Genomic DNA, 14,981 nt, shown 5'->3' on the forward strand with positions numbered 1-14,981 from the left:
TTTTAAAACTTCTTCTGTCATAAAACTGACACCTATATGTCACAAAATAGACATAAATATTATTCTTGTAGATCAATTGATTATGAGAATAGAAAGTAGTGATTTTAAGATAATTAATGAGGGTAAGAAATGGACATTCCGCATCAGATTTCAAAGCAACTTGAGCAGCTTAATCAGGGTGAGCAATGGACATTTTCAGCACAAGAACTTTATATGAGTCATAACGACTTTAATTCGCTTTCAATCTTGCTGACACGAGCGTCGGAAAAAGGTGAGTTTTCAATTACACGCACTCAGCATACTAAACCATGGGTTGGCACACATTCGGTTACACTCACCAAGCATTAATTTTTTAAAAATAAAAAAACCGGAACATATGTCCGGTTTTTTTATTTTGATGATCTGGCTTTTATTTTAAAAAACCATTTTCAGCTAAAAAAGTCATACTAATATTTGACTCAGTTTTTTGTTCAGCTGCTTTATCACCTAGCAATAAACGCTCGATATAACGCGCCAACACGTCGACTTCAAGGTTGACCTTACTACCTACTTGCCACGTTCCAATATTGGTACGTTCTGCAGTATGCGGAATCAAATTCAAGCTTAAAATATTTCCACGCAAGTGATTAATCGTTAAGCTAATTCCGTCAACGGTTACAGAGCCTTTTTCCGCCAAATATTTAGCAAGTTCTGCCGGTGCTGTAACTTCATAATAGATTGAACGAGCGTCTTCACGTACTACAGTAATTTCACCTACGCCATCAACGTGACCACTTACAATGTGCCCGCCAAAGCGCGTTGTCGGTAACATTGCCTTTTCAACATTGACACGTTGCCCAACTTTCCAGTTACCTAAAGTCGTTCGATTTAAACTTTCACGGGAAACATCTGCTGCGTACCAGTTATCGCCCCATTCAATCACTGTGAGACAAATACCATTGGTTGCAATTGAGTCACCCAAATGTACATCAGACATATCCAGATCAGTCTGAATACGTAGACGTACATCACCACCTACACTTTGCAGGCTTTCAACTTTACCTAAACTTTCAATAATGCCTGTAAACATGGCTCAATCTCCAAATCTTTTTACACTGCTTAAATTGCAGCGCTTACCAAAGTGCGAGCTGTGTACTGTTACCTGAGGTATCTACACCACCTAGCTCGGCGAAGTGGTAAAGCTGGCCTAATAACTGACGTAATGGTGGTCCTGACTTAGCATGAGTATCAGTAATCACAATAAACTCAAGCACGCGTGCACGTTCAGACTGTCGTTGTTTACTCACTCGATAACGCGGAACATCTTGTGTTAACAAGGTCACTTTGCCTCGTTCCAGATTGGCCATAAGTAAATCTTTCGGCTCGATATTACCATCAGTTGAATAGCTGGTCAGAATATAGCGTGCATTGATCGTTGAAAGTAATTTCTCATATGCATCTTTTGCATGTTTAGAAGAGTTATATGGACTTGGACGTTCTTTACGCCATGCTCTATCAATACCACTCTTATAACCTTTGGTATCTGGTGAAGGTAAATCCACCTGATCCCATAAAGTTAATGCATTTAAGACGTGGTAATTACTACTATATGCGTGTTGGTTATATGGTGGATCGAGATAGGCAACATCAACCTCAAAACCACTCATTTGATTTGCTAGATGTTGTGAATCTACACACCACATTTCAGCAGCCGGACGTTTGCGATCACCAATCTCACAAAAACGGCTCGGTGTTAACCAAAGTAATGATTCAATTCGTTCTAACGCAGTTTGAGTACGTCCGCCCCACCCTTGGTGGAAGCTTTTAAATACACCACTCGTGTTACTGACAAAACTAGCTGAATAGAGCAATGGCGCAAGCAAAGCACTCATCTCTACATCATTAATTGCACCTTGTGCCTGCCATGTTGCAATCTGCTGACGAATTGCATCGATACGCATACCGTTACGGCGTTTAAAGAATAAACGGTCACGAGTTGGATCGTATACATCATCGTTACGTGGACAAAGGTTATGCGTTACCCAACCTTTAACTTCAGGTAAGCGATTTAAATAATCGATTGCCTTTTGATAGCCACCCAGTTCTTTAAAAGCAGGTGCATCTACACAGGCTAAAATCGCATGATTTAAAGCATGACTATAAGGTTCCCAGTCGTTTGCAATGACTCGGTAACCATTTTGACGTGCTAAACGAGATACAACGCCACTGCCGGCAAAGAAATCGGCAAAAATCGGTGGATTCTTTTTCTTGCTATTCAGTGTCCCTGTAATTTCAAGGGCTTCTAAAATTAGATGGAGCAATCGGCGCTTGTTACCCAAGTACGGCACAAGCTGATGGAAAAGATATTCGTCTGTCGTACGGGCTGCATGACGACGTTTGTGATAAACCGAAGGCTCTGAATTCATACTTTCTCTTGCGTAGGGATTAACCTTAAGCGTATATCTTGATCAATTTTTGTCACATCAAGAAGTGTAAAACGAAGTTGCTCTGCCATATATTCAAATTCTGCATTGAACATGGCCCTTGCACTTTTCCCCAATAAGGTCGGGGCAATATAACTGATCAATTCATCCACCAAACCTTCTTGCAAAAAGGCAGTAGACAATGTTGCGCCAGCTTCAACCAACACATCATAAATTTGATGTTGCTTAGATAGGGTCTGTAACAGCATTTTTAAAGGCTGAATTTCTAATTGTATCACGCCTAAATCAGCAAGTTCTTGACGATACGGCCCCATTACCATCACAGTTTCAGGATTCGCTAAGATCTTAGCGTTAAGTGGCAAACGTCCTTGGCGGTCTAAAACAACCCGTTTTGGCTGAGCAACCATCTCGATATCAAAATTATTGAGTGAACGCACATTAAGCTGACAATCATCTGCAATCACAGTTTCAATACCTGTAATCACTGCTCCAGAAATGGCACGCCAATGTTGTACATCTTGGCGTGCAGCCGAACCGGTAATCCACTTCGACTCACCTGATGCCATTGCAGTACGCCCATCTAAACTTGAGGCTACCTTTAAACGTACATAAGGCATGCCTGTAGACATTGCCTTTAAAAAACCTTGATTAAGTTTTGATGCTAAATCTTCGCAAATGCCAACTTCTACTTCAATTCCGGCATTTTCCAAAATCTGAACACCCTTACCCGCCACCAATGGATTTGGATCAGGACAAGCAACCACTACTTTTTTAACTTGGGCTTTCACCAATGCTTCGGCACAAGGAGGAGTTCTGCCATAATGTGCACATGGTTCAAGCGTAACGTAAGCTGTTGCACCTTGTGCATATTCACCCGCTTCGCGTAAGGCAAAAACCTCTGCGTGTGGCTGACCCGCTTTAGGATGAAAACCTTGGCCAACTAACTGATCATCTTTGACAATCACACAACCAACATTTGGATTAGGCTTGGTCGAATATAGTCCTCGTTTGGCAAGTTCAATAGCTTGCTGCATCCAATACTGATCTTGTTTCAACTCAGACATAAAAATCTCAAATGATTAGTGTTCACGTTGTTGCATTTGCTCTATTTGACGGCGAAACGCTTCAACATCCTGAAAATCTTGATAGACAGAAGCAAATCGGACGTAAGCAACATGGTCAAGGGCAAATAAAGATTGCATGACAATTTCGCCAATTGTTCTAGATTTCACATCACGCTCACCTAAACGGCGAATCTGCAACTGGATATCACTTAAAACTGTTTCGATCTGCTCTTGTGTGACCGGACGTTTTTGCAAAGCATGCATTAACGAACGACGTAATTTGGCCTCATCGAAAGGTTCATTTTTTCCATTCGATTTGATCACACGGGGCATTACCACTTCATAGCTTTCAAAAGTGGTAAAACGTTCACCGCAACTTACACACTCACGACGTCGACGAATCTGACAGCCTTCGGCGGCTAAACGTGAATCGATGACTTTACTATCTGCGGCGTTGCAAAATGGACAATGCATAGCGGATTTATAGGGTCGATTACTTTGACCTAGTGTAGCAAAATTTCTACACTTACAGAACCAGCATTCTATAAGACAAAAAAACAGTCCGAAGACTGTTTTTTTGATTGGAATATATTACGAATTATTCGATACGTTCGCCATGTTGGCTTAAATCCAGACCCATGCGTTCATCATCAGCATTAACACGAATACCAATCACAAGATCAATCACTTTAAGAATAACGAAAGTCGCAATACCACTGTAAACCATGGTTGCCAATACGCCTTCAACTTGTACCCATAATTGGCCAGCGAATGTTGGAGCTAATGCAACGTTAGCTGCTTTAATAATTTCGTCACTGTAGAATACGCCTGTTAAAATCGCACCGACAATACCACCTACCGCATGCAAACCAAACGCATCCAAAGCATCATCGGCTTTAAGTAAGCGTTTAAGTGCTGTAATACCCCAGAAGCACACGACGCCACCAATAAGGCCCATCACTAAAGCACCGCCTACCCCAACAAAACCTGCTGCTGGTGTAATCACAACTAAACCAGCTACTGCACCAGAAGCACCACCTAATACAGATGCTTTGCCACGAATCATACGTTCAACAACTAACCAAGAGAATGCAGCAGCGGCAGCAGCAACTTGAGTCACTAAAATTGCCATACTTGCACGAGCACCAGCGCCTAGAGCACTACCACCGTTAAAGCCGAACCAACCCACCCAAAGTAAGCTTGCACCCACTACAGTTAAAGTCAGGTTATGCGGAGCCATAGATTCGCGGCCAAGGCCAATACGTTTTCCAAGCATGTAAGCAGCAACTAGACCAGCAACACCCGAGTTGATATGTACAACTGTACCACCAGCAAAATCTAATGCGCCTGCTTTAAATAACCAGCCATCTGCAGCCCACACCCAGTGAGTAATTGGTGCGTAAACAACGAGCACCCAAACTGCAATAAACACCATGAAAGCTGAATACTTCATACGGTCTGCGATAGAACCGCTAAGGATCGCAACTGTAATAATGGCAAAAGTCATTTGGAAAATAACAAAGAGACTTTCAGGAATTGTCCCACTCAATGCATCAAACGCCACCCCGTTTAGCATTGCTTTAGACAAATCACCAAAAAATGCACCTGTGCCAGAGAACGCGATTGAATAACCAGCAATCACCCACAGCAAACTTACCAAGATTGCAGCTGAAAGGCTGAACATCATCGTACTGAGTACATTTTTTTTACGTACCATACCGCCATAGAATAATGCCAATCCCGGAATGGTCATTAATAGAACCAATGCGGTTGAAACTAAAATCCAAGAGGTATCACCCGTATCAAGCGTAGGTGTCGGTGCTGGAGCTGCTGGAGTTTCAGCAACTGGTGCTTCTGCAGTAGTAGTTGCAGTAGCTGGAGATGTTGATGCAGCCGCAACTTCCGATGTTGGCGTTGTTACAGCTTCTTCTGCCCAAACGGCAGTACCACCCAAAAGAGCGCCTGATAGACTGAGCGCCATAAGCATTTTTTTCATTCGTGTCCCCCAACCTCATTTGCGAGTTATTTTCTACTCAGCAAGCTTTGTGCCAATTTAGACAGCATCCGGTCCAGTTTCACCCGTACGGATACGGATTACTTGTTCCAGGTTAGTCACAAAAATCTTACCATCGCCGATTTTTCCAGTGCTTGCGACACGTGTAATTGATTCGATTACTGCGTCGACCATTTCATCACTAATCGCAATCTCGATTTTTACTTTAGGTAAGAAATCAACCACATACTCCGCGCCACGGTAGAGTTCAGTATGCCCTTTTTGACGACCAAAACCTTTAACTTCAGTTACGGTAATCCCTTGTACACCAATGTCAGAGAGTGCTTCACGCACGTCATCCAATTTAAACGGTTTTACAATTGCAGTTACAAGCTTCATGTTTGTTTCCTTCGGCTTCTTTTCACCAGTAAGGTTTTATGTTCAATTTTCATGCCAATATTTCAAAGGTTGAGGGAAATGAATCTTTTGCATGAACTTTCTTTATAACCTATTTAGTGAGCAAGATGTAGATGAGCTATCAAAAATAAAATGAATTTTCAGTAGTGTTATATGCTGATTTAATGATCTATTTGCACTAAAAAAATTGAAACCTATATCCAGCGCTTAAGCAGTGTTAAACTGTAAAGCATAAGGTAATACAACACTTTGGATATTTCATGCTAGAAACTTTGCTACAGGCCATTCTGGAACAAATTGATGAGCCTAAAAAAGATTTGGAAAAAAATTTACGTGCATTATTAAATGAAGCGGTCGAAAAGTTGGATCTTGTTTCCAAACAAGAGATCGACCGTCAAAAGACTGCACTTCAATCAGCCAATCAACGTTTAGAAGAGCTACAAAAACAAGTAAGTTTGTTAGAAGAAACTTTAAAGAATAAAAAATAAGCACCAACGTAGCGCATTTATACTTTACAACGATTAAAAATGAAGCACCATAATGGAACAATAAGATGTCTTTTTCTAAAATTTATACACGGGGACTTTTAGGTTTACATGCACCTCTGATTGAAGTTGAGGTACATGTGAGTCAAGGCTTACCTTCTCTTACTATTGTCGGCCTAGCAGAGGCGGCGGTAAGAGAAAGTAAAGACCGAGTTCGCTCAGCCATTATTAATAGTGGTTTTCAATTTCCAACAAAACGGCTGACCATTAATCTTGCACCAGCAGATTTGCCCAAAGATGGATCACGTCTAGATTTACCTATTGCTATAGGTATTTTAATTGCTTCTGGCCAGCTCCCAGAAAACTGTGCCGAAGATTTTGAATTAATTGGTGAATTAGCTTTAGATGGCCATGTAAGACCAGTGTCAGGCACTTTAACTTTGGCAATGGCGTGTCAACAGGCCAAGCATAAAATGCTTTTACCTCTCGATAATAGTCAGGATATTTGCCATTTACCGAATCTTGAATGTTATCCCGTGAGCCATTTAAAAGAAGTTTGTGATCATTTCTTGGGCATGAAATCACTATCTTCGATTGAACCTGCAACGACCTCAAACCAAATGCCTTATAAATTTGATCTGGCAGATGTAAAAGGTCAGCTACGTCCACGTCGCGCACTAGAAATTGCCGCCGCAGGCGGGCACTCGCTGCTCTTTAAAGGACCACCAGGTACAGGTAAGACTTTACTCGCTTCACGTCTTCCTTCAATTTTGCCACCCCTTTCTAATCAAGAAACGCTTGAAGTCGCGAGTATTTATTCTATTTCAAATACACCGCATACCTTTGGTCAGCGTCCATTCCGAGCGCCCCACCATACAGCATCAGCGATTGCACTAGTTGGGGGCGGCTCACATCCTAAACCGGGTGAAATTACTTTATCTCATTTAGGGGTTTTGTTTTTAGATGAACTGCACTTTTTCCTAATATAACATTTTAAGCAAAAGAGAATTTTATATATTTTTCAATACATTGAAGTAAATAGTGACAACAACATATTTTGACAAGATTATTCAAAAATTATATATGCACAATATAAATCCTAAAATAAGTTATTAAACTAAAATTAATGAAGAAATTATTTATTATAAGTAATAATTGACTAATGCCTTTTTTAAACTAATTAATAATAATTGACTAATGCCTTTTTTTTAAAATCATTCAATAATAATTGACTAATGCCTTTTTTTAAAAAAATATTCTGTTGACAAAATATAGATAATTTAATAAAAAATATAAAATACACAAAAAAGACTACATTATGATTGTTAGCCACTACGACTTTTCAGAAATTCAGTTTGAAATAGAAGAAATCATTAAAGTTTACAATTTTAATGTCAGCGAGCAACCAATAATTAGATCAATATTAAAATTATTTTATATTTTTAAAAAAGTCCACAAAATAAATATTAGAGATAATAAAGGCCTAAAAGAAACTTTAGAAAACAAAGAAATTATCAAAAAAAATGTTGATTATTTTATTTGCTTTATTTACAAACATCATTACTCAAGCAACAATAAAACCAAATACATGATATGCATTTTATTTCTAAAAATACTAAAAATAATATTTAAAGAAAAAATCTTATCAAATATACAGATATTACCAACAAAAGAAACTATAGATTTAGAAAACAAAATTAAAAACTACAACAAAATAAAAGTAGATGAAAGATTATTAAATTTTTATAAACCATGGACAATAAAAAGTTCAAACAAAAAGATTTACAATATCAATTTATCAAATATATATATTAAATTTGGCTTTGAATTCTGTGATAAATATTATAATATAATAAAAAAAATTGCGGAAACACAGATTAATACCTCTCTTACCAGAACAATAAGTAGCTTATACACACTCAATAAACTTTTCTGTGAAACTTTTAAAAATCAAAGAGACCTTCAGGAGTCTTTAAACTCTTCTAATACACAGAAGACCTTCTACAAATTTTACAATATCCTAATAATAGATAATATTAAAAATAATTATTCATTAATACACTTTCACAATAGATGGAGACAGTATGTAAATGCTTATATGCTTTTAATTGAAAATGATTTATTTCCAAATCCTATAGGTAAAATATCAACTCCAAAATTTAAAACTAGTACTAATCAATCCCATCACAAAGTAAAAACAGGAAAAATAGTAAATGATAAATTAATCTTCGACATTCCTCTTACTTACACAGACAATATGGCAAAAGAAAGAATTTTTAAAAAAATAAATTACGATATAAGCTTAATTACAATACTAAGCAACAAATATTCAGAGAAAATAGTAGAAAAATATAATAATTACTACAATTTAAAACCACATGGAAAATTACTAGATAACATTTACAACCCCTCAAATTTAAATGATATTTTTTATACTTATGCTCATCTCTACCAAAACAACTTAACTTGCAAATATAAGTTAGAAAGTCTCAGATTTAGTAAAATTAATATAAATGGCTTAATTCCAAATTTAAGTCAAAAGGATATATACCCTTTCTTAATATTACTTGTGAAAGAACACCCACAAATTACAGAATCATGGCTTACTGAATGGAAATTATATAAAAATGATAAATTTTATGGCTATATAAAAGAAAACAACAACTTCTATATAGTTTCTCATAAACGGAGGAAAAGGCATAAATCTTTACAAAAAATTTTATTAAATGACAAATCAAAAAAAATTATTGATGATCTGATTAAAATTACCACGATAAACAGAGACTACTTAAAAAGTAGAAATGACTCAGACTATGAATATATGTTGTTAATAAATACAAGCATATTTGTAAAACCAAAAAAAATTAATAAACTTTATAACCCAACTACAAAAAATACTTTTAAATATTTTCATGACCTCTTTAGTGAAAAAAGTATTTATAAAGAGGAAAATAAACAAGAACAAGAATATGCAATTAACTTAGCAAAGAGCTTTTCTTTAACTAAATTTAGAGCAACATGTGCAGTTCAAATATATATAGAAACGAACTCTATTCAAGCTATGTCACAAGCGCTTGGCCACGAAAATATTGATAAAAGGCTTATAGGGGCCTATCTACCTACACCACTATGGGATTATTTTACAGAAAGATGGATCAGAATTTATCAAAACGTACTTATATATGAAGCAATGAAAGGTAGCCCCTATTTATTAAAGGCGATAGATGTAACAGCCGAAACATTAGATGATTTTATTGAAAACCATCACTTTGGAGACTTACCAGAATATTTAAAGTATGGGAAATATAATGATGATAGAACAAATTCACCTCAAAATAATTTAGGCATTTTTGCAATTTCTATTCCCCTTCTTCAATGGTTTCTAGCAATCATTGAATGGTCAAAATTACATGAGCTATATGACCAACACCTCATCAAATGGTATGAATGCGCTGTTTTAGTCATTTCTCAGATTGAGCTGAGCATTTCATCTGAAAAGGTACATGGTTTCGCTTTATATTTAGATGAAAAAATATTCGAAATGTATGAAGTTGCAAAGAAAAACCCTATAGATACTAAAATAATAGAAGGAGTTCTAAGATGTTGATTTTCAATAAAGATATCGATAATGATGAAAAAACGATATATAACCTAACAATATCTGAGTTAGATATATTGAAAAAACTATTAAAATCAGAAGATACAACTCAAAATTTTGCTGCACAAAGACAAATTGAGAAATTATTATCAAAACATATTGATGAATTTAATTACAATATTTATTGCCCACATTGGCTATATGAGAGTAATTTTGAGGATAATATCTGGTTTATCAAAAACAAAAAATATATTAATAAAATAAACTTTGAAGACATCTTAATTGAAGACAAAGTTAAACTAACTGAAATTCCAGAATTATTAAATATTTTTAAAACATGGATTTCAATTAGTGTTTCACCTAAGATGAATAGTGGAAAAATATTAAAACCAAATACAGCAATACAACTAATTAACAGAATTTTAACTCTTATAGATGCAATAATATTAAACTCATCATCGATTTCTTTATTAAATAGAAAAACTTTAGCTATAGACAGCAATTTTTTCAAAGATATTTTAATTAATATTTCAAAACATGGCGTTGCGATAGGAGTTTACAACTATTTCAATAAAGTAGAAATATATTTATTGCAAAATATCTCATCTATTTCCGAAGAGGAACTAAAAAAATTTGAAGCGAAGTATCCCTATAAAAAATTTAATGGAGAAAGAACCTTAAATCTAAATGACTATCAAATAAGAAAATCTAAAGCTTATCTATACAAAAAAAGGGCATATAAAGTAGAGCAATCAAACAAAATAAATGTTAACAGTGGATATTTTAAAAAATTATTTTTAAATTCTTTTGCATATAAAAATATGAGATTTCCTATAATTGAAGAATTAGCATTACACCCTCTTAAATCTAGAAAAGAGTACGATTTCGTACCAGTAAGAAATCAAAACAATTTTATGTCGACCAGAAATATTGAAAACTACATATCGTCTCTTATGCTTTTAAATACAGTTTTTTTAAAAGTAGAACATAATTTTAAAAATATTACTTATCAAAAAATACAAATAAGAATAAAAGATATAATATCTGAAGCAGATGAAATCCAACTGGGAAGATATACAACCCTACCATCAGAAGTTGTTTTTAAAGCTTTTAAAGATGCTTTTCATTATTTACAAGAAAATTTAAACCATATACTTGTAAGCTTTTTAAAAATATTATCATATTATAAAGGTGTTTTAAATAATAAAAGTTTTTCATTAAAAGATTTCAAATCGGGAGATTTTATAAATCTTATTTCAAATAAGTCAAAAAAAATAGGAATTAAATATTGGAATATATTAAAAGATGAGAACTTTCACAATAATCTGAGAAAAAATATAGGATTGTGTCAAGCATATTATTTAATATGTTCTTCTTTAAGTATAGTGATTGGTACCATAATGGCACGTAGACAATCAGAAATTATATTACTAGATCCAATTCACTCTTTATTTCCACCTAATACCAATCCAGATCAGCATAAAAACATTCAATTTTATTTAAACATTAAAAATAGAAAAACTGGAATTGGTGGAAAATACAATATTAATGAAAATCTCACCTTGCCCATTCCTTGTTCCATAGCGGTATTTATATATAAAATACAAAATTTTAATAAAGCTTTAATAAATGCAAATATAGTTAAACTTGAAGATATTAAATTAATTAATTCATTTAACAAACATAACTTAAAGATTGGAGCTATTAATCAAACAACATATAATCATTATCTCGATTATTTTTGCGACTATACTCAAACAAAAATTATAAATAATAGAAAAATCAATATGAAAAGATTTTATATCCGTCAACATCAGTTAAGAAGATTTTTTGCCATGTTATTTTTTTGGTCAAAAAGTTTTGATGGATTAGATTGCTTAAGTCGATTTCTTGGCCATACAAATATAGAGCAACTTTACAATTATATTAGTGAGAATACGCATGGTGAAGTACTTTTAGGTGTTAAAGCTCGCTATATTTATGAAAATTATAATTTATCTCCAAATCATGAATTATATATTGATAATATCGAAAAATTAGAACCTATTATAAAAAAATATTTCCATATAACTTCTATTGATATCTTATCTGAATCAGATGCTCTTGAGTCTTATAGTGAAAAAATTGATACAAACTATTTAGTCAATGCAAAGTCTTTTGAAGAAAAGTGCTTTATTCTACTTCAAAATCATGTAATCGATTTAAAACCCATGTTTTTTAGTGTTAGTCATAAAGAAACAGAGTTAAAATTACGTAATTTCAAATTGATTTTAGAGATTAATCAAGAATGAATAAAATTGAATTAAATATAAAAAATGAAGTAAATTTACTTCTTTCTATAATTGAATTACCTAAAAATTATATAAAAGATAGAGAGAGATATCTAACTATATTAAAAAATCAAAAGAATTTTGCAATTTTTTCAGATGAGAAACGTGAAATTTTTTCTTACTCTCTTAACACTCATAAATCTTATATTGAAAAATATAGTCAATATAGTTATTTAGAATATGACTTATTGAGACGAAAAGCATATAAAACTTTAAAATATTATAAAACTGAAGTTATCTCATCAAAAAAAAATAATAATCACAAAGATTTAGAAATATTATTAGACAGTTTAATGAAAAATAATTTATTACTTAACAGCATTATTACTACACTTGTTGAAAAATTAAGTGTTTATGCACATAAAAGTAAGAATGCTGAACTCATTAATGATTTTAAATACCATCAGAATCAATTAAAAAAAATATTAAGTGAAATAAATGAATAAAAAATTATATATATTATTAAGTAATACAAATCTTTATAGCCACTTTTCACAAAAAAATAATTCTATTATATTTATTAATGCTCCTTATATTCCTTTTATTTACTATCCAAAATTTACTCCATGTTTTGAAGCAAATTCTTATATGATATATCTCTTTAAAAAAAATTTATCTACTTTCAATGGTGGAACTTTACTAACATATTGTATCAGGATATCACTATTAGTTCGCTTTATAAGCAACCATAAAAATATAAGTAATTTCAGTGATTTAACGGATGACCATATTCATGAATTTATATCTTTTTTAAAGCTACGGAAAATTACGGATAGCCACATCATCAATATTTTTAAGCAATCTGTTGATTTCTTATTTTTTATTGCTGACCTATATAATCTGAAATATTTTATTGGATTTAGTAGTGAGTTTCAAATTAAGTTAAGAAGAAATTCTTTAAATCCAAATTATTACACTCATCTCTCACTACCACCTACTTCCCCCAAAAATATTATTAATCCTATTTCATTAGTAGATATAAGAAAGATTAGATTATTAGTTTCAGAAATTGAAGATCAAGCTTTAAAATTTAGAAATTTATGTATATTGGATTTATTAGAATTTACTGGAGCACGAAGGTCAGAGATTCTTAACTTAAGAGTAGAAAATATTAATGATGCGAATTTAAACTCTATAAATGGAAATCTTCCTTTATTAGAAATACTTATCTTAAAGAGACGTGTTGGGTCAAATATAAGAAAAATACCTATTCCTCAAAACTTATTAAATAATTTAATGAGATATATTAGACAATATCGAACAAAAATTATGAGAAAAAATTTAAAGCAAACACATGACTTTCTCTTTATTTCTCACAAAAATGGTGATCCATTAAAATCAGATACATTAACTACATATTTAAATAGTTGGTCAAAAAAAACCAATATTTCCCCAGCGATTCATGCTCACCAATTTAGACATAGATTTATTACAGAAAAATTTAAAGATTTAATTTTACAGCACAAAATTAATAATATTGATGAATTTTCAAAAATGCTATTATCACATGAAAAAATCAAACAACAAGTTTTACAATGGACAGGTCATACTAATTCAAGTTCATTAGATGTTTACATTCATATTGCTATGTCTGAATTGACTAATCTTACAGATTCTATTGATCAAGTTCAGAAAAATAATTCTATTAATTACTTAAAATCTAATATTAATGATTTAATAAATGATTTCAACAATTCAAAAATTTCAGAAAATGATTTTTTAGAAAAAATTAAATATTTAGTGAATGAATAATAATATTTATATTTACTAAGAAAACTCCTCCCTTAATAATCTTAAATTTATTGAGAGGAGTTTATTAAAAATTCATTAATATTAAGCCTTATTGCTATCCTACAATTTATAGTTTTCTCGGTGGTTTAGTAATATTATCGACAATTGGAGGTGGTGTGTAGCCTGCTGTTCCACCCGGTTGACTTGTATCTGGTTTAGGTTTAGATGGTTGAGGCTTATACCCTCTTTGATTTAAATCATCTGGAGTTCTGTTATTTGACATATCAATATATCCTTTTAAATTTCCTTCATTTTACTTGATCTTCATCTTCATAGAACTCTATAGATCTTATATCTTTAGAGAGAAGAATTATTCCTGCTGACAAATTATATTTTCGATCAAATCCTCCATCTACATCTGGTTTCCAAAATTCATCTAAATAGATTTGGGGCTCTAACGGATAGTTCGACACAAATGAATTTTTCCCATACCTTCCATGTATTTTTGTTCCGTCATTTAAAGTTATGATTACCCAACACACAGTTCTTTTACTAAAAACAAAATCCCAAGGTAAAAGAGTAGGATGCGGAGCCCGTCTTTGAAACCATTTTGACTCTCTTATTTTATGCCAATAGTTTGCTAATAAAATAGGGCAAAGAAAAAGTAAGTAAAAGTAAAATAAGCCATATAAAAATGGAAAACTATAAACTTTAGTTAATTCTTCTATCCAATATATAAATATAAAATTAAAGCCATAAATTAGACAACTGTAAGTTAAAGCATCTAATATCTTTTGATTAAATTCTATAGATTGAGTTGGACACAGTAAAGTATAAACTCGCATACAAATAAAACCAGGTAGAATAAATGCTATAAAAAAAGCTAGTTTACTTTGATCAATTAGTTCCATATCCACCTGCCTAAATTTAACTTAAATTT

At 32.9% G+C, this 14,981-nt stretch carries 14 protein-coding genes and 1 pseudogene; 7 read left to right on the forward strand and 8 right to left on the reverse strand.

Annotated elements, in window-relative coordinates:
- The first annotated feature begins 129 nt into the window (after nucleotides 1–129).
- On the forward strand, nucleotides 130–348 hold the full coding sequence (locus RMA94_RS02215; RefSeq protein WP_002121224.1) for a hypothetical protein: 219 nt from the start codon (nucleotides 130–132) through the stop codon (nucleotides 346–348).
- A gap of 61 nt (nucleotides 349–409) precedes the next feature.
- On the opposite strand, the gene RMA94_RS02220 is transcribed toward RMA94_RS02215, so the two are convergent.
- The 6 genes from RMA94_RS02220 to glnK form a co-directional block, all read right to left on the reverse strand.
- Nucleotides 410–1,069, reverse strand: coding sequence for a riboflavin synthase (locus RMA94_RS02220; RefSeq protein ID WP_068529326.1), 660 nt, complete (start codon nucleotides 1,067–1,069; stop codon nucleotides 410–412).
- 43 nt (nucleotides 1,070–1,112) lie between these two features.
- A complete protein-coding gene (locus RMA94_RS02225; protein ID WP_002121221.1) occupies nucleotides 1,113–2,405 on the reverse strand; it encodes a DNA adenine methylase in 1,293 nt (430 codons plus the stop codon).
- Nucleotides 2,402–3,487 carry a bifunctional diaminohydroxyphosphoribosylaminopyrimidine deaminase/5-amino-6-(5-phosphoribosylamino)uracil reductase RibD gene (gene ribD, locus RMA94_RS02230; protein ID WP_068529328.1) on the reverse strand — a complete coding sequence of 362 codons (1,086 nt, stop codon included), beginning with the start codon at nucleotides 3,485–3,487 and terminating at the stop codon, nucleotides 2,402–2,404. Before ribD ends, RMA94_RS02225 begins: the two co-directional genes overlap by 4 nt.
- A 15-nt stretch (nucleotides 3,488–3,502) precedes the next feature.
- Entirely contained in the window at nucleotides 3,503–3,961 is a 459-nt protein-coding gene (gene nrdR / locus RMA94_RS02235) for a transcriptional regulator NrdR (RefSeq protein ID WP_000543541.1), read from the reverse strand.
- A 124-nt stretch (nucleotides 3,962–4,085) separates the two neighbouring features.
- Complete coding sequence (locus RMA94_RS02240) at nucleotides 4,086–5,483, reverse strand: ammonium transporter (RefSeq protein ID WP_017385861.1); 1,398 nt, start codon at nucleotides 5,481–5,483, stop codon at nucleotides 4,086–4,088.
- A gap of 57 nt (nucleotides 5,484–5,540) precedes the next feature.
- Entirely contained in the window at nucleotides 5,541–5,879 is a 339-nt protein-coding gene (gene glnK / locus RMA94_RS02245) for a P-II family nitrogen regulator (RefSeq protein ID WP_000780326.1), read from the reverse strand.
- Nucleotides 5,880–6,157: 278 nt separating this feature from the next.
- On the opposite strand from glnK, the gene RMA94_RS02250 reads away from it, so the two are divergent.
- From RMA94_RS02250 to RMA94_RS02275, 6 genes and pseudogenes are all read left to right on the forward strand, one after another.
- The gene (locus RMA94_RS02250) at nucleotides 6,158–6,385 is read left to right on the forward strand and encodes an accessory factor UbiK family protein (RefSeq protein WP_002121136.1); all 228 of its coding nucleotides are present in this window, start codon (nucleotides 6,158–6,160) and stop codon (nucleotides 6,383–6,385) included.
- Nucleotides 6,386–6,450: 65 nt separating this feature from the next.
- Nucleotides 6,451–7,362, forward strand: a pseudogene (locus RMA94_RS02255) (YifB family Mg chelatase-like AAA ATPase); the annotation flags it as partial.
- A 338-nt stretch (nucleotides 7,363–7,700) separates the two neighbouring features.
- Entirely contained in the window at nucleotides 7,701–9,989 is a 2,289-nt protein-coding gene (locus tag RMA94_RS02260) for a hypothetical protein (RefSeq protein WP_311081668.1), read from the forward strand.
- Complete coding sequence (locus RMA94_RS02265; RefSeq protein WP_311081671.1) at nucleotides 9,983–12,271, forward strand: hypothetical protein; 2,289 nt, start codon at nucleotides 9,983–9,985, stop codon at nucleotides 12,269–12,271. The genes RMA94_RS02260 and RMA94_RS02265 overlap by 7 nt, the downstream gene beginning before the upstream one ends.
- Entirely contained in the window at nucleotides 12,268–12,756 is a 489-nt protein-coding gene (locus RMA94_RS02270; protein WP_311081673.1) for a hypothetical protein, read from the forward strand. The genes RMA94_RS02265 and RMA94_RS02270 overlap by 4 nt, the downstream gene beginning before the upstream one ends.
- On the forward strand, nucleotides 12,749–14,062 hold the full coding sequence (locus RMA94_RS02275; RefSeq protein ID WP_311081674.1) for a tyrosine-type recombinase/integrase: 1,314 nt from the start codon (nucleotides 12,749–12,751) through the stop codon (nucleotides 14,060–14,062). Before RMA94_RS02270 ends, RMA94_RS02275 begins: the two co-directional genes overlap by 8 nt.
- A 106-nt stretch (nucleotides 14,063–14,168) precedes the next feature.
- On the opposite strand, the gene RMA94_RS02280 is transcribed toward RMA94_RS02275, so the two are convergent.
- Nucleotides 14,169–14,324 (reverse strand): hypothetical protein, encoded by a 156-nt coding sequence (locus RMA94_RS02280; protein WP_311081676.1) that lies wholly within the window; start codon nucleotides 14,322–14,324, stop codon nucleotides 14,169–14,171.
- A 25-nt stretch (nucleotides 14,325–14,349) separates the two neighbouring features.
- Complete coding sequence (locus tag RMA94_RS02285; protein WP_311081678.1) at nucleotides 14,350–14,952, reverse strand: DUF6338 family protein; 603 nt, start codon at nucleotides 14,950–14,952, stop codon at nucleotides 14,350–14,352.
- Nucleotides 14,953–14,981: the final 29 nt, after the last annotated feature.

The organism is Acinetobacter sp. V115_6, assembly GCF_031799025.1.
Classification (GTDB): Bacteria; Pseudomonadota; Gammaproteobacteria; order Pseudomonadales; family Moraxellaceae; genus Acinetobacter; species Acinetobacter pittii.

Excerpts from the sequence above, each read along its gene's own strand:
- RMA94_RS02260 (WP_311081668.1), top strand. The coding sequence starts at position 7,701 with ATGATTGTTAGCCACTACGACTTTTCAGAAATTCAGTTTGAAATAGAA.
- RMA94_RS02250 (WP_002121136.1), top strand. The coding sequence starts at position 6,158 with ATGCTAGAAACTTTGCTACAGGCCATTCTGGAACAAATTGATGAGCCT.
- glnK (WP_000780326.1), bottom strand. The coding sequence starts at position 5,879 with ATGAAGCTTGTAACTGCAATTGTAAAACCGTTTAAATTGGATGACGTG.
- RMA94_RS02275 (WP_311081674.1), top strand. The coding sequence starts at position 12,749 with ATGAATAAAAAATTATATATATTATTAAGTAATACAAATCTTTATAGC.
- RMA94_RS02215 (WP_002121224.1), top strand. The coding sequence starts at position 130 with ATGGACATTCCGCATCAGATTTCAAAGCAACTTGAGCAGCTTAATCAG.
- RMA94_RS02220 (WP_068529326.1), bottom strand. The coding sequence starts at position 1,069 with ATGTTTACAGGCATTATTGAAAGTTTAGGTAAAGTTGAAAGCCTGCAA.
- RMA94_RS02270 (WP_311081673.1), top strand. The coding sequence starts at position 12,268 with ATGAATAAAATTGAATTAAATATAAAAAATGAAGTAAATTTACTTCTT.
- nrdR (WP_000543541.1), bottom strand. The coding sequence starts at position 3,961 with ATGCATTGTCCATTTTGCAACGCCGCAGATAGTAAAGTCATCGATTCA.
- RMA94_RS02280 (WP_311081676.1), bottom strand. The coding sequence starts at position 14,324 with ATGTCAAATAACAGAACTCCAGATGATTTAAATCAAAGAGGGTATAAG.
- RMA94_RS02285 (WP_311081678.1), bottom strand. The coding sequence starts at position 14,952 with ATGGAACTAATTGATCAAAGTAAACTAGCTTTTTTTATAGCATTTATT.
- RMA94_RS02225 (WP_002121221.1), bottom strand. The coding sequence starts at position 2,405 with ATGAATTCAGAGCCTTCGGTTTATCACAAACGTCGTCATGCAGCCCGT.
- ribD (WP_068529328.1), bottom strand. The coding sequence starts at position 3,487 with ATGTCTGAGTTGAAACAAGATCAGTATTGGATGCAGCAAGCTATTGAA.
- RMA94_RS02240 (WP_017385861.1), bottom strand. The coding sequence starts at position 5,483 with ATGAAAAAAATGCTTATGGCGCTCAGTCTATCAGGCGCTCTTTTGGGT.
- RMA94_RS02265 (WP_311081671.1), top strand. The coding sequence starts at position 9,983 with ATGTTGATTTTCAATAAAGATATCGATAATGATGAAAAAACGATATAT.